Source organism: Lysobacter sp. MMG2, assembly GCF_016735495.2.
Classification (GTDB): Bacteria; Pseudomonadota; Gammaproteobacteria; order Xanthomonadales; family Xanthomonadaceae; genus Lysobacter_J.
Window position 1 is genome coordinate 403,345 of sequence record NZ_JAERQY020000003.1, and the last position, 17,469, is coordinate 420,813.

Annotated in this window: 19 protein-coding genes; 15 read left to right on the top strand and 4 right to left on the bottom strand. The window is 67.3% G+C overall.

The window, feature by feature from the left end; all coding sequences use genetic code 11:
• Positions 1 to 247 precede the first annotated feature (247 nt).
• From JI752_RS13745 to JI752_RS13810, 14 genes are all read left to right on the top strand, one after another.
• A complete protein-coding gene (locus tag JI752_RS13745; protein WP_216965004.1) occupies positions 248 to 2,362 on the top strand; it encodes a TonB-dependent siderophore receptor in 2,115 nt (704 codons plus the stop codon).
• 14 nt (positions 2,363 to 2,376) lie between these two features.
• Complete coding sequence (locus JI752_RS13750) at positions 2,377 to 2,655, top strand: hypothetical protein (RefSeq protein WP_216965006.1); 279 nt, start codon at positions 2,377 to 2,379, stop codon at positions 2,653 to 2,655.
• A complete protein-coding gene (locus JI752_RS13755) occupies positions 2,655 to 2,918 on the top strand; it encodes a hypothetical protein (RefSeq protein ID WP_216965008.1) in 264 nt (87 codons plus the stop codon). Before JI752_RS13750 ends, JI752_RS13755 begins: the two co-directional genes overlap by 1 nt.
• A gap of 21 nt (positions 2,919 to 2,939) precedes the next feature.
• Positions 2,940 to 4,547, top strand: coding sequence for a PepSY-associated TM helix domain-containing protein (locus JI752_RS13760; RefSeq protein ID WP_216965010.1), 1,608 nt, complete (start codon positions 2,940 to 2,942; stop codon positions 4,545 to 4,547).
• 65 nt (positions 4,548 to 4,612) lie between these two features.
• Positions 4,613 to 5,437 (top strand): AraC family transcriptional regulator, encoded by an 825-nt coding sequence (locus JI752_RS13765; protein WP_216965012.1) that lies wholly within the window; start codon positions 4,613 to 4,615, stop codon positions 5,435 to 5,437.
• A 237-nt stretch (positions 5,438 to 5,674) separates the two neighbouring features.
• Positions 5,675 to 6,643, top strand: coding sequence for a DMT family transporter (locus tag JI752_RS13770; protein ID WP_216965014.1), 969 nt, complete (start codon positions 5,675 to 5,677; stop codon positions 6,641 to 6,643).
• Positions 6,644 to 6,761: 118 nt separating this feature from the next.
• The gene (locus tag JI752_RS13775; RefSeq protein ID WP_216965016.1) at positions 6,762 to 7,796 is read left to right on the top strand and encodes a DUF4344 domain-containing metallopeptidase; all 1,035 of its coding nucleotides are present in this window, start codon (positions 6,762 to 6,764) and stop codon (positions 7,794 to 7,796) included.
• Between the two features lie 100 nt (positions 7,797 to 7,896).
• Positions 7,897 to 8,235 carry a YciI family protein gene (locus JI752_RS13780; protein WP_216965018.1) on the top strand — a complete coding sequence of 113 codons (339 nt, stop codon included), beginning with the start codon at positions 7,897 to 7,899 and terminating at the stop codon, positions 8,233 to 8,235.
• A gap of 63 nt (positions 8,236 to 8,298) precedes the next feature.
• Complete coding sequence (locus tag JI752_RS13785; protein ID WP_216965020.1) at positions 8,299 to 8,625, top strand: ribonuclease E inhibitor RraB; 327 nt, start codon at positions 8,299 to 8,301, stop codon at positions 8,623 to 8,625.
• A 25-nt stretch (positions 8,626 to 8,650) separates the two neighbouring features.
• On the top strand, positions 8,651 to 9,373 hold the full coding sequence (locus JI752_RS13790) for a hypothetical protein (RefSeq protein ID WP_216965022.1): 723 nt from the start codon (positions 8,651 to 8,653) through the stop codon (positions 9,371 to 9,373).
• A 250-nt stretch (positions 9,374 to 9,623) separates the two neighbouring features.
• Positions 9,624 to 9,881 (top strand): hypothetical protein, encoded by a 258-nt coding sequence (locus tag JI752_RS13795; protein WP_216965024.1) that lies wholly within the window; start codon positions 9,624 to 9,626, stop codon positions 9,879 to 9,881.
• A gap of 135 nt (positions 9,882 to 10,016) precedes the next feature.
• Entirely contained in the window at positions 10,017 to 10,466 is a 450-nt protein-coding gene (locus tag JI752_RS13800) for a hypothetical protein (RefSeq protein WP_216965026.1), read from the top strand.
• 38 nt (positions 10,467 to 10,504) lie between these two features.
• On the top strand, positions 10,505 to 10,894 hold the full coding sequence (locus tag JI752_RS13805) for a DUF6869 domain-containing protein (RefSeq protein WP_216965028.1): 390 nt from the start codon (positions 10,505 to 10,507) through the stop codon (positions 10,892 to 10,894).
• Between the two features lie 51 nt (positions 10,895 to 10,945).
• Positions 10,946 to 11,467: a demethoxyubiquinone hydroxylase family protein gene (locus JI752_RS13810; protein ID WP_216965030.1), complete on the top strand. Its 522-nt coding sequence runs from the start codon at positions 10,946 to 10,948 to the stop codon at positions 11,465 to 11,467.
• A gap of 40 nt (positions 11,468 to 11,507) precedes the next feature.
• On the opposite strand, the gene JI752_RS13815 is transcribed toward JI752_RS13810, so the two are convergent.
• From JI752_RS13815 to JI752_RS13825, 3 genes are all read right to left on the bottom strand, one after another.
• A complete protein-coding gene (locus tag JI752_RS13815; protein WP_345777356.1) occupies positions 11,508 to 12,674 on the bottom strand; it encodes an oxidoreductase in 1,167 nt (388 codons plus the stop codon).
• Between the two features lie 461 nt (positions 12,675 to 13,135).
• On the bottom strand, positions 13,136 to 15,361 hold the full coding sequence (locus tag JI752_RS13820) for an NADP-dependent isocitrate dehydrogenase (protein WP_216965032.1): 2,226 nt from the start codon (positions 15,359 to 15,361) through the stop codon (positions 13,136 to 13,138).
• A gap of 314 nt (positions 15,362 to 15,675) precedes the next feature.
• Positions 15,676 to 16,383: a UPF0149 family protein gene (locus JI752_RS13825; RefSeq protein ID WP_216965034.1), complete on the bottom strand. Its 708-nt coding sequence runs from the start codon at positions 16,381 to 16,383 to the stop codon at positions 15,676 to 15,678.
• A 96-nt stretch (positions 16,384 to 16,479) separates the two neighbouring features.
• Here JI752_RS13825 and JI752_RS13830 point away from each other — a divergent pair, with 96 nt between their 5' ends.
• Positions 16,480 to 16,872, top strand: coding sequence for a YchJ family metal-binding protein (locus JI752_RS13830; RefSeq protein ID WP_216965394.1), 393 nt, complete (start codon positions 16,480 to 16,482; stop codon positions 16,870 to 16,872).
• A 79-nt stretch (positions 16,873 to 16,951) separates the two neighbouring features.
• Here the strand turns inward: JI752_RS13830 and JI752_RS13835 are convergent, their stop codons facing one another.
• Positions 16,952 to 17,449, bottom strand: a complete 498-nt coding sequence (locus tag JI752_RS13835) for a hypothetical protein (protein ID WP_216965036.1) — start codon at positions 17,447 to 17,449, stop codon at positions 16,952 to 16,954.
• Positions 17,450 to 17,469: the final 20 nt, after the last annotated feature.

Below are 17,469 nucleotides of genomic sequence, written 5' to 3' on the forward strand. Positions count from 1 at the left end.
ATCGCCCTGACCTTCCGCGGGCCGGCAAGGTTCATAGCCCAGTCCCCCAGCAGTCCGTTTCCTTCCCCCAACGCCGCCCCCCGGGCGGCGTTTTTTTGTCTCCTACCAGCGCCCGAGACAACGGCTCGATTGTTCGCGCGGGGTGAAGGCCCTACAATCGCGAACGATTCTCATTTTGCTGGCCACCGGTGTCTTTCCACCGGCGCTCCATGGACGGGGTCCAGCTCCCAGACGCCACAGGTCGCCGATGCGCCCCTTCCGCTCCTCCGTCCGGTCGCTGCCGGTCTCGATCCGCCACGTCCTCGCCCTCGCGCTGCTGGCCGGCGCGGCCACGCCCGCCCTCGCCCAGGACGCTACCGATCTGGACGCCGTCCAGGTGCGCGCGCCGATCGCCCGCAGCGCCGGCACGGCCACCAAGACCGACACCCCGATCCGCGAGATCCCGCAGTCGATCTCCGTCGTCACCGACCAGCAGATGAAGGACCGCGCGATCCACGGCATCGAGGAGGCCGTGTGGTACACGGCCGGCGCGCAGGGCGGCGGCTACGGCGGCGATCCGCGCAGCGACTGGCTCCTGCTGCGCGGCTTCACGCCGGCGCGCTACATGGACGGCCTGTCGTTGGCGGAAGGCTCCGGCACCGGCATCACCCGCGTCGAGCCCTACGGCCTGGAGCGCGTGGAAGTGCTGAAGGGCCCGGCGTCGGTCGCCTACGGCGCGATGCCGCCCGGCGGCATGCTCAACTACGTCAGCAAGCGCCCGACGCAGGAAACCCTGCGCGAAGTGGAAGTGCAGGTCGGCAACTACGATCTGTTCCAGGTCGCCGCCGACTTCGGCGGCAAGCTCACCGACGACGGCGTGTGGACCTACCGCCTGACCGCGCTGGCGCGCAACAGCGACGACGTGACCGACTACGTCCACGACGACCGTTACTTCATCGCCCCGGCGCTGACGTGGAAGCCGGACGAAGCCAACTCGCTCACGCTGCTCGCGCGCTACCAGAAGAACGACACCGTCGCCGGCGCCGGCTTCCTGCCGCAGGAAGGCACGCTGCTGCCGAACCCGAACGGCAAGATCCCGCAGAACCGTTTCACCGGCGAGCCGGGCTTCAACGACTACGACAAGACGATGACGTCGTTCGGCTGGGAGTACTTCCACGACTTCGGCGGCGGCACCACCTTTCGCCAGAACCTGCGCTATGGCGTGACCGAGATCGACCCGAGCACGTCGGTCGGTGCGTTCGGCCTGCTCGCCGACCAGCGCACGCTGTTCCGCTACCTGTGGAAGACCGAGGAAGAGAGCAAGACCTTCGGCGTCGATAACCAGCTGCTGTTCCATTTCGACACGGGTGCGGTCGAGCACACGCTGCTCACCGGCCTGGACTTCCGCCGCGCACGCAACGACTACGCGTCCGCCTTCACCTTCGCCGGTGCGCCGACGCTCGACATCTTCAATCCGGTCTACGGCGCGCCGATCGTCGAACCCGACTACACCTCGCGCACGCGCCAGGAGCAGTCGCAGTTCGGCCTGTACGCGCAGGACCAGATGAAGCTGGACCGCTGGGTGGTCACGCTGGGCGCGCGCCAGGACTGGGTCGGCACCGATACGCATGAAGTAATCGGGGGCGCGCAATCGCACCAGAGCGACGACAAGTTCTCCGGCCGCGTCGGCGTGAATTACCTGTTCGACAACGGCCTGGCGCCGTACATCGGCTGGTCGCAGTCGTTCCAGCCGACGGTGGGCACGGACTTCAACGGTCGCGCCTTTGTGCCGACGACCGGCGAGCAGACCGAGGTCGGCATCAAGTATCAGCCGGACAACAACCGCATCCTCGCCACGCTGGCGGTGTACGAGCTGTTGCAGGAGAACACGCTGGTCGTCGATCCGAACCACACCTTCTTCCAGATCCAGCAGGGCGAGATCAAGGTGCGCGGCGTCGAACTGGAAGGCCGCTGGAACATCGGCAACGGCCTGAGCGTGTTCGGTGCCTACACCTACGCCGATTCGGAAGTGACCAAGACCACCGACCCGCTGTCGCTGGGTGCGGAAATCCCGCTGCAGCCCAAGAACGTCGCCTCGCTCGGCGCGGACTACACCATCACCGCCGGCACGCTCGCGGGCCTGGGCTTCGGCGCGGGCGTGCGCTACACGGGCGAGCATTACGGCGACGCGTACAACCTTTACCAGACGCCGTCGTACACGCTGTTCGACGCCTCGGTGCACTACGACATCGGTGCGTGGCGCCTGCAGCTCAACGCCGCGAACGTGGGCGACAAGGAATACATCGCCACCTGCAACAGCGCGGCCTGGTGCTACTACGGCTACCCGCGCACCGTCACCGCCACCGCGCGCTTCCAGTGGTGAGTTGAGGCCGCGCCATGATCGCCACGCTCGCCGCCATCATCGCTTCGCTGCTTTCGGCGGCGGCGCTGTACGCCGCATCGCCGCACTGCCGCTGGCCGTCGTGGCGGCAGCGCGGACGGCGCGGCAACACGATTGGCGCGGTGCTGGCCGTGCTGGCGCTGGCGTTGTGGATCGCGCAGCTCGGCGTCGGCGCCGGGTTGTGCGCGATGCTCGGTACGTGGATGGGCGGGCTGATGGCGCTGCCGTACCTTGCCTGGCGCACCGCGCCGCAGAGCAACGGAGGATCGCACTGATGTGGGCGCGCGCATTCGCCGGCATCGTGCCGGGCTTCCTGCTGTCGGCAGGGCTCGTCGGGCTGTTCTCCTTCGCGCTGCCGGGCCCCTGGCAGGGCACGTTGGTGGCGGGGATCATCGCGTTCTTCGTGGTGTGGATGGCGGTGATGGGCGCGAGCTTCCAGTTCGCCAACGGCAAGCGTGCGTGGGCGTGGCTCAGCGGCCTGGCCGTAGCGACGCTGGGCGCGCTGTGGCTGCTGCAATGGCTGGGCGTGCTTGAGTAAGCACGATCAAGTGAGGCCGCGATGAAGATCTCCTCCAACACGCTGCGCACCTTCACCACGTTGCATACGTGGGTGGGCCTGGTCGCGGGCTTCGCACTGTTCGTCGCGTTCTATGCCGGCGCGATCACCATCTTCCACCACGACCTGCAGGCGTGGCAGTCGCCGCATGGCGTGAACGCGAAAGCGCAGACGCTGGACGATGCGCAGCGCCTGCTCGACGAAACGCTCGAGCGCCATCCCGAATCACGCAAGCACGTGGGCATGGTGTTCCCGGGCGAGGAATACCCGATCACCGCCACCTACTGGCAGGACGCGAAGGGCGCGTGGCGTTACGCCACCACCGAGCATCCCGAAGGGCTGAATGAAATGCCCGGCGGCGCGCTGTCGGAGCTGGTGAACGCGCTGCACTACTCGCTCGGCATCCCCGTCGCCGGCACGTACCTGATGGGCATCGTCAGCCTGCTCTACGGCCTGGCGCTGATCTCCGGCGTGATCATCCACCTGCCCAAGCTCGTCGAGGACCTGTTCGCGCTGCGCCCGGGCCGCAACCTCAAGCGCATGTGGCAGGACGCACACAACGTCATCGGCGTGCTCAGCCTGCCGATGCACATCATGTTCGCCGTCACCGGCGCGATGCTGTGCCTGGCGATGATCGCGATGTTCGCGCTGAACCCGCTGATCTACCGCGGCCAGCTCATGTCCGCGCTGGGCCCGGCGATGGACACCGCGCCCGTCGTCGCGCCGGCGAATCGCGAACAGGCGCTCGGTTCGCTGGCGATGTGGCGCGAGCGTTCCATCGCGATCGCGAACGAGCAAGGCGTCGCATCCTTCGAACCGGCCTACCTCAAGCTCAGCAACGTGGGCGATGCGAACGCGACGATCGAAATCACCGGCGCATCGCCCGGCTCGCTCGGTCCGCTGGGCGCGGTCGCGATGAACGCCAACACCGGCGCGAAGCTCGCCACCCAGCTCCCCGGCCAGCGCGACGCGAACCACGCCACGCTGTCGTCGGCCTATGCGCTGCATTTCGGCGAATACGGCAACCACTGGGTGCAATGGCTGTACTTCCTGCTCGGACTGGGCGGCGCGTTCCTGTTCTATTCCGGCAACCTGTTGTGGATCGAATCGCGCCGCAAGCGCCGCCAGGCCGAACAGGGCCGCGCGCAGCTGTGGATGGCGCGCGCCACGGTCGGCGTGTGCATCGGCGTGTGCGTGGCGATCTCCGTCGCGTTCATCGCCACGCAGCTGTTGCAGGCGCCGGCGTTCGCGGCCGTCGAACTCGGCTTCGGCGTGAATTTCGCCTGCTTCGTCGCCTGGGGCCTGTGCGCATTGTGGGCCGCGCTGCGTCCGCCGATCCGCGCCGCGCAGGAGCTGCTGTGGGCCGCCGCGGTGACGACCGCGCTGATTCCCGTCGCGCACGGCGCCGTCACCGGCGCGTGGTGGTGGGCCAGCGCCGCCGCCGGGCAATGGGCGCTGTTCGCCATCGACGCGGGCGCGATCGCGATGGCGGTCGGTTTCGCGTGGCTGGCGCGGGTCACGGCACGACGCATGCGCGAAGGTGAGGCGAACAGCGTGTGGTCGGCGTCGCCGGCGCCGGTGGCGTCGAGGGTGCAGGCGCCGCAGGCGTAGGCCGTCACGGGCCGTTCGCGTCGGGCCGGCGCGGCGCCTCACGCGACGCGTGGCATGATCGGGCCATGCAGGGCGTGCCCGAACAATTCGACCACCCGCTCGACGTGGCGCAGTTCCGGCGCCCGGCGCATCGCGCGGGCGTGGAGTTGTATCGCGCGCACATCGTGCGCCACACCTTCGATCCGCACACGCACGAGGCCTACGGGCTCGGCGCGATCGAATCGGGCGTGGAGCGCTTCCGTTACCGCGGCAGCGACCATCTGGCACCTGCGGATTCGCGGGTGATGATGAATCCCGACGTGCTGCACACCGGACGCGCCGAGACCGTCGGCGGCTGGCGTTACCGCATGGCGTACATCGACGCCGACGTGGTGGAGGAAGTGACCGGCCGACGCGGTCTGTGGTTCGCCGATGCGGTGGACCACGACGCGGCCCGCGCGCGTCGCGTCACCGCGTTGCTGGATGCGTTGTGGTGCGCGGATGAGCCGCTCGCCTTCGACGGCCTGCTGCTTTCGCTGCTCGACGGTTTCGATGACCAGGCGCGCGCTGCCCGGCCGTTGCGAACGCATGCGGCGCCGCGGTTCGCGGGCGTCGTCGACTACCTGCGCGACAACCTGGCGCAACGGGTCACGCTGGATGAGCTGGCGGCGGTGGCGGGCCTGAGCCCGTTCCATTTCCTGCGCGCCTTCCGCGATCAGTACGACGCCACGCCGCAGCAGATGCTGATGGCGCTGCGGCTGTTCGAGGCCAAGCAGCGCCTCGCGCGCGGAGACGCACCGGCACGCGTCGCGGCCGAGGTCGGCCTGAGCGACCAGGCGCATCTGACGCGCGCGTTCGCGCGGCGCTACGGGGTGACGCCGGCGCGGTATCAGCGGCAGGTGCGTTCGTAAGCCGAAGCCGTTGAGCCCCTCTCCCGTTTGCGGGAGAGGGGTTGGGGTGAGGGCAGAACAACGTAAGGGCGATCCGGCGAATCGGCCCCGTCAGCACCGCATGTTCGCCACTACCGCTCCGCCTGCCCTCATCCGGCCTGCAGCCACCTTCTCCCGCGCGCGGGAGAAGGGGTTCAGTCCGCAGCCACCGCAATCCCGTTCAAGACACCCCACGCAAGGCGCCCCACGCTACACCCCATGTGGACCGGAACCCTCTACGCACTCGCCGCTGGCCTCATGTGGGGCCTCGTCTTCGTCGGGCCGCTGCTGCTGCCGGAGTACCCGGCCACGTTGCAGTCGGTCGGGCGCTACCTCGCCTTCGGCCTGATCGCATTGCCGCTGGCGTGGATGGACCGCGCCGCGCTGCGGCGTCTGTCGCGCGCGGACTGGACCGAAGCGCTCAAGCTCGCCGCCATCGGCAACCTGCTCTATTACGTCTGCCTGGCCAGCGCGATCCAGCGCGCAGGCGCGCCGCTGCCGACGATGATCATCGGCACGTTGCCCGTGGTGATCGCCATCAGCGCCAACCTGCGCGACCACCGCCGCGACGGTCGCCTGCCGTGGCGCCGCCTGGCGCCCTCGCTGCTGCTGATCGCCCTCGGCATCGCCTGCGTGAATCGCGTGGAGCTGCAGGCCCTGAGCGCGCAGCCCGATGCCGACCCCATGCGCTACCTGCAAGGCGCGCTGCTGGCGGTGATCGCCGTGGCCTGCTGGACCTGGTACCCGCTGCGCAACGCCGACTGGCTGCGCGCGCATCCCGACCGCAACCCGCGTACCTGGGCCACCGCGCAGGGCATCGCGACGCTGCCGCTGGCGCTGGTGGGCTACGTGCTGCTGTGGGCGGGCATGGCCGCCTTCGGTAGCGAATTCCCGATGCCCTTCGGCCCGCGCCCGTGGTTCTTCATCGGGCTGATGGCGGCGATCGGCCTGTTCGCCTCGTGGATCGGCACGCTGTGCTGGAACGCCGCCAGCCAGCGCCTGCCCACCGCATTGGCCGGCCAGCTGATCGTCTTCGAGACGCTCGCCGCGCTGGCCTACGCCTTCATCCTGCGCGGGCGCATGCCCGAGCCGCTGACGCTGACCGGCATCGGCCTGCTGATCGCCGGCGTGCTCTGGGCCGTGCGCATCCGACCCGAACCCGCCGTGTCCGAGGGCCACGCCGCCTGACGGCCCTCGCGCGCGGCGTGAAGGCCGCGCGGTTCCGCCATCACGCGCGAGCCGTTACGATCCCCGCGTGGCGCCCGCGAAGGCCGGCGCCGTCTGCGAAACGCGCACGGGGAAGCGCATGTCCACGAGACTCCTGATCGTATTGCTGTCGCTGGCACTGGGCGTGGTGAGCGGCGCGTTCGGCTATTCACTCATCAACGGCAAGCGCCAGGCCGCGGCCTTGGCCGCCGCCCGCGAGGAAGGCCGCAAGGAAGCCGAAAAGGCCCTGACCGACGACATGGCCGTGCTGAAGCCGGTGACCTTCGCCAAGTCCGCCGACGAGTCCAAGGCCGGCGGCGTGCAGTTCGGCTACGAGTACGTGAAGCCCAAGACCGCCGAGCTGGAGCCGTTCTACAAGATGGCCCACGACGGCGACATGCTGCGCCACATTCCCGAAGTGCAGGCCATCGACGGCATGCTGATGCTGCCGCGCCCGATCAACTACGTCACCGCCGAGTGCGGCGAGGTCAACGCCTTCTACTCGCCCGAACGCGGCGAAGTGGTGATGTGCTACGAGACGATGAAGATGCTGCTCGAGCGCGGCCGCGACCTCGCCACGCAGAACAAGCTCGACGAAGGCTATGCGCAGCGCTACCTCGATGCGAACTTCCGTTTCATCCTGCTGCACGAAACCGGCCACGCGCTGATCACGCTGTTGCAGATACCGATCACCGGCCGCGAGGAAGACGCCGTCGACCAGCTCGCGACCACGCTGATGCTGCGCTTCGCCGGCCTCAACGAATCCACGAACACGGTGACCGAAAACCTGCGCATGGCGTCGAACTGGTTCCTCGCGCGCAGCACGGGCGAGTACAACCTGGACGCCTACGCCGACGAACACGCGCTGGGCGAGCAGCGCTACTTCAACCTGCAATGCCTGCTGTACGGCAGCGATCCGGCGCGTTACCTGAGCATCGTCACCGACGGCGACCTGCCCGAAACGCGTGCCAAGGGCTGCCCCGAGGAATCGCGCCGCATCAGCCGCTCGTGGCTGCGCCTGCTGCTGCCTTACGTGGCGCCGAAGTACGAAATGACGGAAGAAAAGGCGAACCGGCTGTTCGAGCAGCGCGACGAGGAGCGGGCGCGGAATACGGATTCCTCGTATATCCGGTGAGTGCTGACGGCAACGCGACCGGCTCTGTGCATGGCTGTATGGGCGACGAGATTGACGGCCGTGTCCACTGTCCGCCATCAAACCTGGGAGAACAGCGCCAATGCCGCGATACCTGATCTCGTTCGACGACGGCACGATGACGATCCCCGACGAGGACCTCCCCGCCGTGTCCGAGGCTTCGCACGCCGTGGTGCGTGAGGCCAAGGCGGCCGGCGTCTGGATCTTCGGCGCTGGCATCCAGACCCAGCGGGCGAGCATCGTCGCTGCCGATGGCGTTGTCTCCGACGGCCCCTACCCGGAGACCAAGGCCGTCATCGGCGGCTTCTCGATCATCGAGGTCCCCTCCCGCGACGAAGCGCTGACGTGGGCCGCCAGGTTCGCCGCGTCCTGCCGCTGCGCCCAGGAAGTGCGCGAGATCATGTACGACGCGGAGTCGTGATTCCGGCGTTGCCGGATCGGGTTACGATCGCGACCCTGCAAGCCGGATCTCAAGGAGCGAGTCGTGGATCGTGATTTCAATGCCTTTCCCGCCGACGAGGACGGCGATGCCCTCTGGCTCCTGGCAACGAAAGGCGTCGACCTGTCCAGGCGCAGGGAGATCGACTTCTCCGTGCTGATGCCATCGCCCCAGTCGGCGATCGACCTTGCGGTCGAGCTTTTGCGTTGCGAGGAGAAGGTCAGCTGCACGCATGACCCGGACAACGTCGAATTCCCCATGGACGTGCAGGTTCATCCGAAGCTGGTGCCCATTCACGCCGCCATCAATCAATGGCAGGCGGAGCTGCTGGAGATGGCGACGCCATTCGGCGGTTGGGGATTCGAGGCGTAACAGCCGCTTCATGTCGGACGCATCCATGCAGACATCGCCGGCCGCAAGCGCGAAGGTTCCCGCGTGGCCTCGAGTGTTCCTGGCGCTTCTCCAGGAAGCAAATCCCGACTACCGGCTCAATCGCAACGCCCGCGGACGCTTCACGGAATGCCTCCGCCCGCTCGGGCCGGTTTCGTACTCGCAGAACACGGTGTGCATCCGGGGGCAGTACAGCCACGGCTTCGCCGTGACGTTGACCGATCAGGTCAACGCGCACCTCAACAGTCCTTTCTGGGCGGGTGCCCGCTTCGATCATAACCACACGATCTTCTGCGCGTTCGAAAAGGACCTGGGTGCGACCGTGCGGGGCGCAGGCCGCCAGGCGGGACTGCATTCCACTCATGCGCGACGTTCCGGCGCGGACGCCATCGTTCGTCAATGCACGGCCAATGCCGAGCAACACCTCGCCCCGCACTATCTCGCGCAGTTGCAGCGCGGGGCGCCATTGCTGATGGGCATTCTCGAGCTGCTCATGGCCAACCCTGGCCTGCTCGACGACCAGGACTTCCTCAGTGCCCATGCCCATCCCTTGTCGGACAGCCGGGACCTGTCATGGCGTCATTTCGCAAGCCCGCCCGATGAGTGGACGCGGTTCGGCGTCGATCTGCCGAAGGTTCTGGCTGCTTCCTGCAAGTCGAAGTTCGCGCCGCACCTGGCTCAGTTCGAAACCATCTATGGCCGTCTCCAGCGCATTGCCAGCGTGGTCTGACACGCCTGCGAACGACTGCCCACGACCAGGACCGCGCCAGCCGCGCTTGCGCGCCAGCCACTCTTTCGCAACTTCGCGCGAGTCCGCTTCCGCTTCCCGCTACAGGCCGATGCACAAACGCACGGACCGACGTGTAAAGCACGACTAACCGCGGTCTGCCTGGCCCGTCGATCGAAGGCGGCGCGTTGTAGGGACTGACCTGCGGCGCCACGTTCGGCACGCTGCGTCACCATCTCAGGAGGAGAACGAAGTGGCGACGAAGAAGCTTCCCAGGATTCCGCGTCTTGCCCAGTTCCAGGTCGTCGTGCACGGTCTGGCCGGCGGTCCCATCGTCATGCTGGTTTACGATCCGGGAACCAAGACGTTCAAGGTCGTGAAGATCCCCGATCCGCGCCTCAGGCTGGCCGCCAGCCTGCGCGTGCTCGCCGCCGCAGCTGATCTGGACAGCAAGATGGCGACACAGATCGTCGATGTGATCCGGCCCGCACTCGAACGCCACCTGCCATGAACGACCGTTGCGGATGACGCACAACGCGCAGTCAGCGCACGCGGCGCACGCATTCGGCTGGTCGCCGCCCCGACTTGAAACCGCCCCGTACGCCCTCCAGACTCGTCGCGGGACGATCAGGGGACAGGGAAGCACATGCTCATCCTCGTATCGCCATGGAAGCGCCCAGGGGGATGGATCATGCGAAACGCAGTGCTTCTTGTGCTTTTGGCCGTCCTGCCGGTCGCATTCGCAGCAGAGCCGCCCGCAACCAGCCGGGTGCTGCAGCTTCCATCAGGCGCCAAGGTCCGCGTCTATGGCATCGGGCGCATCGCCTTCGGTGATGGCAGCCATCCGCCGTCGCTCCTCCTGAGGTACGAGACGAACCTGGAGACGAAGGATTCGGATGCACTTCGGAAGGAAGTGCTGCAGGTCTGGCAGCTGTTGCGCCCGCTGGCGGACAAGGCGGGCGACAACTACGCCATGGTGATGGCGAATGAGCCGATCCGCGGTGTGATCTCCCAAACAAGACGGTTCACATACGGGTTCGAGAGGGCGCCCGGTGGCACCTGGCGCATGCGCGAGCCGAGGAAGCGCTCGAAGTGACCGATCGAGCGAAGACCACGCGGGAGGCCTCCTTCTGCATGCGCAATGACGACTCCATGTCGATCGAACAATGGGCCGATGCGTACATCGAGGCGTATGGCTTGCAGGACGTGTTAACTCCCGACAGTCCTCTATGGTGGGTCTTCGAGCGCTCACTGTTGCCGCTTAGACCGGAGGCTGCTGAGGAGATATGGACCTTTGTCCTGGCCGTATTAGTCAGGTCTCCGCCGCAAAAGGTTCTCGGGACTCTGGCGGCCGGTCCGCTGGAGGATCTGATCGCTTATGAAGGTGACAGGTTCATAGAGCGCATCGAGCAGCACGCACGACACGATCCGGCGTTTCGCCATCTACTGGGCGGCGTCTGGCAGAACCAGGCCTCACCGGAGATTTGGGAACGCGTCGAGGTTGCGCGGGGCATCCCGTGGTGATGTCCACTCCCTCTCCGAAGAAAACGCATCCATCTGCCTACCGGAGGAACAGTGGACCGAACTGACCTGGGAAGTCGCATCCTCAAGGTCAATCACGCCGGTGAGTTCGGCGCCATTTCGATCTATACGGGCCAGATCGCAATGGCCCGCCTCTTCGCGCGGGACATGGTGCCGGAGCTGGTCGAGTTTCGATCGCATGAGCGCGGTCACCGGGAGATCTTCAGGGCCGAACTGGAGAGAAGGGGACGTCCGCGTTGCAGGAGTTACTGGCTGTGCGGACTGGGAGGCCTCACGTTGGGCCTGCTGACCGGTCTGCTGGGGCGCGCGGCCATATCGGCGACAACGGTTGCGGTGGAGAGCGTCGTGCTTGCCCACCTCGAGAAGCAACTTGCCGACCTTCAAGGCCTGGATGCGCCTGCCGTCACTGCGATCGCCTCCATCGTGGCCGAAGAGCGCGCGCACCGCGACCTGGCCGCAGCGCAGGTCGTCGAGGGCAATCTGATCTACCGAATTCTGGAGCCGCTCGTTTCAGCCTCGACCGAGGCGGTCATCTGGGCCGGGATGAAGCTGTAGACGGAGCGGACGTGGAGCGCTCGGGCGCGGGTCGTCGTTCCTAGGATGGAACCTTCGGTGAAACGGCGCATCCGCTCGATGCCGAGGCGATCGCCGCTTCAATGACGGCCATGCCCCGTATGGCCTCGTCCGGCGGAACGGGATTCGGGCCGTTGCCCGCGATGGCGTCCCCGAGTTCCACATAGAACCGCGATTGGTCGCCCGACAGGGCGGGTTGCGTCTGGATCGGGCCGTCATCGCGTCGCCATTGCAGCGGGTCGTCATCGATTCCCCATTGCGGGTCGCCGGGTCGCAGTCCCGCAATCAACTGCTGCTCCTGACGATCGGGCCGCACCTTGATCATCGATCCGCGCGTGCCATGCACGACGAAGCGCGGCCCGGGAATCGCAGCCAGCATCCCCACCTGCAGGACCGCCCTGACCGGGCCGAAACCCAGCACGACGTGCGCCCAGTCTTCCGTCGTCGCACCGCTGCGTTGTGTCGCGAACATCGCCTGCACGGTGTCGGGCCATCCGAACAAGGCCAGCGCCTGGTCGACCAGATGAGGCCCGAGATCCCACCACAATCCCGTCGCGGGCCCGGGTCGCTCGCGCCAGCGATCGCGCACCTGCGGACGAAACCGTTCGATGCGCGATTCGAAATGGCGCACCTCGCCGATGAGGCCTTCGCGCATGGCCTTGCGTACGGAAAGGAAATCGCTGTCCCAGCGGCGATTGTGGAATGCGCAAAGGAGTCGGCCGTGCGCCTGCGCCGTCGCGCTCAGCTCGACGGCTTCCGACAGGCTCGGCGTGAGCGGCTTGTCGACGACGACATGCTTGCCCGCACGAAGCGCGGCCTGCGCAAGCGGGAAATGCGTGTCGTTGGGCGTGGCGATCACGACCAGATCCACGTCGGGGGCGACGACCGCCCGCATGGCATCGCCTTCGACCGCGATGCCGGGCAGCTCGGCGTGCACCTGCTCGGGTCTGCTCGAGGCGATCCGCGCCAATGACAGGCCGGGCACGGCCTGGATCAGCGGCGCGTGGAACGTTCGCGCGGCATAGCCGTACCCGATCAGGGCGACGCGTGTGGCAGCGGAAGCGCTGTTCATACCGGTCTCATCCTGCCTGTCCTTCCGGTGCCGACGATACCAAGCGCAGTTACCGGCAGCATCGACGGCAATCAGCGAACCTCCCGGAACTTCAGTCTCCTCCGACGAAGTGCTCACGCACTACTTGCGCCTCGTGCGTGTCATCCGCGGCATGCGCCGCGATGCAGGGGCGGGAGCACCTGTGCCATGCTCGCGCCGTCACAACCAATCAGGAGGACGCGGCCATGGCCAAGGGTCTGGACAAGAAGAAAGAGCAGAAGAAAAAGCCCGCCAAGACGATGAAAGAGAAGAAGGCGGCGAAGAACGAGAAGAAGAGCACGCGCGGCTTCATGCCGACCTGATCGGACTGAGGTTGCTGCTCGTGTGCCTGGACGGCTGAGCGCGAAGCGGAAGCGTCGGCACGGATGAGCGCCTCCCCCTGCTTGCAGGGGGAGGCTGGGAGGGGTTGTGAGGCGCGTCAGCGCCGAGTTCGCCGCGTTGCGGCTTCTCGCCCCCTCCCCAACCCTCCCCTGCAAGCGGGGGAGGGAGCAAGAGCCGCGTCGCCAACCCTCAAGGAGAGGGCTACACCAAAGCCGCGCTTACAGCGCCGCCAGCGCCGCGTTGAGCGTCTGGCTCGGGCGCATCGCCTTGGAGAGCAACGCCATGTCGGGGTGGTAGTAGCCGCCGATGTCCACCGGCTTGCCCTGCACCGCGGCCAGTTCGCCGACGATCTTCGCTTCGTTGGCTTCCAGCGTATCGGCCAGCGTGGCGAAACGCGCCTTCAGTTCCGCATCCACCGACTGGTCGGCGAGCGCGCGCGCCCAATACATCGCCAGATAGAAGTGGCTGCCGCGGTTGTCGATGCCGCCGACCTTGCGCGAGGGCGACTTGTCGTTGTCGAGGAACTTCGCGTTCGCCTCGTCCAGCGTGTCGGCCAGCACCTTCGCACGTGCGTTGCCGGTGTGGTTGGACAGGTGTTCGAGCGACGCGGCCAGCGCGAGGAACTCGCCCAGCGAATCCCAGCGCAGGTAGTTCTCTTCGACGAACTGCTGCACGTGCTTGGGCGCCGAGCCGCCCGCGCCGGTTTCGAACAAACCGCCGCCGGCCATCAGCGGCACGATCGACAGCATCTTGGCGCTGGTGCCCAGCTCCATGATCGGGAACAGGTCGGTGAGGTAGTCGCGCAGCACGTTTCCGGTGACCGAGATCGTGTCCTTGCCCTCGCGCGTGCGCGCGAGCGAAAGCTTCATCGCGTCGACCGGCGAGAGGATGCGGATGTCGAGGCCGGCGGTGTCGTGATCCTTCAGGTAACGCTCGACCTTGGCGATGAGGTTGGCGTCGTGCGCGCGCTGCGGATCCAGCCAGAACACGGCCGGCGTGTTCGACAGGCGCGCGCGGTTCACGGCGAGCTTCACCCAGTCCTGGATCGGCGCGTCCTTGGTCTGGCACATGCGCCAGATGTCGCCGGCTTCGACCTTGTGCTCCATCAGCACGGTGCCGGCGTCGTCGAGCACGCGCACGGTGCCGTCGGCGGGAATCTGGAAGGTCTTGTCGTGGCTGCCGTATTCCTCGGCCTTCTGCGCCATCAGGCCGACGTTGGGCACCGAGCCCATCGTCGCCGGATCGAACGCGCCGTTGGCGCGGCAGTCGTCGATGACGGCCTGGTAGATGCCGGCGTAGCAGCGGTCGGGGATGATCGCCTTGGTGTCCTGCAGCTTGCCGTCGGTGTTCCACATGCGACCGGAGTCGCGGATCATCGCGGGCATCGAGGCGTCGACGATCACGTCGCTGGGCACGTGCAGGTTGGTGATGCCCTTGTCGGAATTCACCATCGCCAGCGCCGGACGGCGCGTGTATTCGGCGACGATGTCGGCCTCGATGGCCGCGACGGTTTCCGGCGGCAGCGAAGGCAGGCGCGCGTAGAGGTCGCCGATGCCGTTGTTGGCGTCGAAGCCGGCCTTGGCGAGCACGTCGGCGTGCTTGGCCAGCGTGTCGCGGTAGAAGCGCTTGACGACGATGCCGAACATGATCGGATCGGACACCTTCATCATCGTCGCCTTCAGGTGCAACGAGAACAGCACGCCGCGGGTCAGCGCGTCGTCGATCTGCGCATCCACGAAACGCGACAGCGCCTTGGCGCTCATCGACGAGGCGTCGATGACCTCACCGGCCTGCACCTTGATGTTGGTCTTGAGCATGTTGCGGCGGCCGTCGCTGCCGGTGAACTCGATCGAGACCGTGCCGGCCTTGTCGATCACCCTGGACTGCTCGCTGCCGTAGAAATCGCCGCCGTCCATGTGCGCGACGTGCGAGGTCGATTCGCCGCTCCACGCGCCCATGCGGTGGGGGTGCTTGCGCGCGTAGTTCTTCACCGACAGCGGCGCGCGACGGTCCGAATTGCCTTCGCGCAGCACCGGGTTCACCGCGCTGCCCTTGACGCGGTCGTAGCGTGCCTTGATGTCGCTTTCCTGCTCGCCCTTGGGTTCTTCCGGGTAGTCCGGCAGCGCGTAGCCCTGCGCCTGCAGCTCGGCGATGGCGGCCTTGAGTTGCGGCACCGAGGCGGAGATGTTGGGCAGCTTGATGATGTTCGCGTCCGGCGTGGTCGCCAGCTGGCCGAGTTCGGTCAGGTCGTCGGCGACCTTCTGGTCATCCTTCAGCACGTTGGGGAACTGCGACAGGATGCGGCCGGCCAGCGAGATGTCGCGCGTTTCCACCGCGATGCCCGCCGGCGCGGTGTACGCCTCGATGATCGGAAGCAGCGACTGCGTGGCCAGGAACGGCGCTTCGTCGGTCAGCGTGTAGAGGATCTTGGGCGTATTGGGCATGTCGGCGGGACTCGCAGGCAGAAGACGTGGGAAGGCCGGTGTGGACGCGGCGCGGGATGGCGCTCGGCGCGGCCTGTTCGACGCGCGCCGCATGGGCGCGCAACCCCGGCATTGTCGCGGTTTAGCGCGGCGCGGCAAAGCGTGCGGGCGAAACGCTGAAGGCCGCGGGGCGCGTGTGGCACGTTCGTGCTACCGCACGCGAGGGTATGGCGGTTTGCGTAGCCCGGGTAAGCGCAGCGCACCCGGGATTTGCGTTGCCGGAGCCTGGACCCGGGTGCGCGGCGCTTACCCGGGCTACGGAAGCGTTGCGATGCTCAGACCGCGCCGCAGCACTTCTTGTACTTCTTTCCGCTGCCGCAGGGGCAGGGCGCGTTGCGGTCGGGCGTGGCTTCGCGGCGGATCGGTTCGCGCGGCGTGAGCGCGTCGATGCGCAGGTGATGCAGGTCGGCCAGCATGCCCGGCAGCGAGGCGATGACTTCCAGGCGCTCGCGGTAACTCACCGGTTCGCCCGGCTGCTCCGGGTCTTCACCGACGATCTCGCCGCTGGCCAGGCGATCGAAACGCAGGAAGATCTCGTCGACCCACTCGTGCTCGTCCAGCCACTTGTCCCAGGCGATCTCGCTCAGTTCGACACCGCGGAAGAAGCCGAAGGCCCAGTCGCGGCCGACGTCGAGTTCGTCGTCCTGCTCCTCGTCCGGGTTCTCCGGCAGCCACAGCAGCGGCGCGAGGTGGTCGGGCAGGTCATCGTCGCCGTGGCGCACGCGCTGGTTGACCATGTTCCAGTGGCCCTGCAGCAGCGCTTCGACCTGCTCGCGCTCCTCTTCGTCCTTCCAGCGCGGCGGCGTGCCCCATACGGCGCCCTGCCACTGCTCGAAGGGAATCGTCTCCGGGCCGACGGCAAGCGCAGACAGGTAGCCGTCCAGCGCCTCCAGGTTGAACCCCTTGAACGGGACCGCGCGCTGCTCCAGCAGCTCGGCCAGGCGTTCGATCTGGTCGTCGTCGAGGTAGGCGGGGGCTTTCATCGGATGGGGCTCGGTATTCGCGGGGGCGCGTCATGGTAGTCGCAGTGGGGTGGGCTCGCCGAGAATTCACGCATGAGCCCCGCCAAGCCCGCCCCGATGCCGCCCTCCGCCCCGTGTCCCTGCGGTCGCGCAAAGCCCTACGGGCAGTGTTGCGGGCCACTCCACGCCGGCACCCCGGCGACCGACGCTGAGGCGCTGATGCGTTCGCGCTACACCGCCTACGTGCTGGGCGATGTGTCCTACCTGATGGCGAGCTGGCATCCGGACACGCGCCCCGACGATCTCGACCTGGGCGATGCGGGCGCGACGCGCTGGCTGGGTCTGGAAGTGAAGCGCCATGTCGCGGTGGATGCGATGCATGCGACGGTGGAGTTCGTCGCGCGCTCCAGGACCGGCGGCGCGCCGGCGGTGCGCATGCACGAGGTGAGCCGCTTCGTGCGCGAAGGCGACCACTGGTTCTACGTGGACGGCGAGTTTCCCGGCCGGTAGACAAGAAACGCGGACAAAAAAAGGGCGCGGTGGGGAGCCGCGCCCATGCGTCCCACCCGAAGGTGGGGGAGAGAGACGGTTACTTCACTTCGAAGTCGCGCGTCTGCACGACGACGCCGTCGAGCAGAACTTCGAGCTTGTACTTGCCGGTTGGGAAACCCTTCGGGCTGTTGATGCTGAAAACGGTGTTGCCGCCACCGGCGAAGTTGATGTCGGCGCTGTCTTCCTTCACGGTCTGGCCGTCCTGGAAGGTCCACTTCGCGCCGAGCTTGGCCGCTACCGCGGTCGCCGGATCGGAGGTGGCCGTGCCCACGGACGCGTTGATCGTGTCCTTCGGCTTGAACGTCGCGCTGGGCGTGGTGATCTTCTTGTCCGGGCCCACGGCCGGGCCGAGGTCCACGGTGGTGACCGAGACCGTCGCGGCCGGAGCAGGCGCGGGCGCCGGTGCAGCCGGTTCGGTGGTCGCCGGCGGCGTGCTCACGGCGACGGGTTCTTCCTTCTTCTTGCAGCCGACCAGGGCCACCGACGCGAGCAACGCGGCGGCGACGGCGGTGTGCAGGCGAGTGCGGATCATCATCGAAACATCTCCTGGGAATT

Coding starts and splice junctions, on each gene's coding strand:
- JI752_RS13745 (WP_216965004.1), top strand. CDS start 248: ATGCGCCCCTTCCGCTCCTCCGTCCGGTCGCTGCCGGTCTCGATCCGC.
- JI752_RS13750 (WP_216965006.1), top strand. CDS start 2,377: ATGATCGCCACGCTCGCCGCCATCATCGCTTCGCTGCTTTCGGCGGCG.
- JI752_RS13755 (WP_216965008.1), top strand. CDS start 2,655: ATGTGGGCGCGCGCATTCGCCGGCATCGTGCCGGGCTTCCTGCTGTCG.
- JI752_RS13760 (WP_216965010.1), top strand. CDS start 2,940: ATGAAGATCTCCTCCAACACGCTGCGCACCTTCACCACGTTGCATACG.
- JI752_RS13765 (WP_216965012.1), top strand. CDS start 4,613: ATGCAGGGCGTGCCCGAACAATTCGACCACCCGCTCGACGTGGCGCAG.
- JI752_RS13770 (WP_216965014.1), top strand. CDS start 5,675: ATGTGGACCGGAACCCTCTACGCACTCGCCGCTGGCCTCATGTGGGGC.
- JI752_RS13775 (WP_216965016.1), top strand. CDS start 6,762: ATGTCCACGAGACTCCTGATCGTATTGCTGTCGCTGGCACTGGGCGTG.
- JI752_RS13780 (WP_216965018.1), top strand. CDS start 7,897: ATGCCGCGATACCTGATCTCGTTCGACGACGGCACGATGACGATCCCC.
- JI752_RS13790 (WP_216965022.1), top strand. CDS start 8,651: ATGCAGACATCGCCGGCCGCAAGCGCGAAGGTTCCCGCGTGGCCTCGA.
- JI752_RS13800 (WP_216965026.1), top strand. CDS start 10,017: ATGCTCATCCTCGTATCGCCATGGAAGCGCCCAGGGGGATGGATCATG.
- JI752_RS13805 (WP_216965028.1), top strand. CDS start 10,505: ATGCGCAATGACGACTCCATGTCGATCGAACAATGGGCCGATGCGTAC.
- JI752_RS13820 (WP_216965032.1), bottom strand. CDS start 15,361: ATGCCCAATACGCCCAAGATCCTCTACACGCTGACCGACGAAGCGCCG.
- JI752_RS13825 (WP_216965034.1), bottom strand. CDS start 16,383: ATGAAAGCCCCCGCCTACCTCGACGACGACCAGATCGAACGCCTGGCC.
- JI752_RS13830 (WP_216965394.1), top strand. CDS start 16,480: ATGCCGCCCTCCGCCCCGTGTCCCTGCGGTCGCGCAAAGCCCTACGGG.
- JI752_RS13835 (WP_216965036.1), bottom strand. CDS start 17,449: ATGATGATCCGCACTCGCCTGCACACCGCCGTCGCCGCCGCGTTGCTC.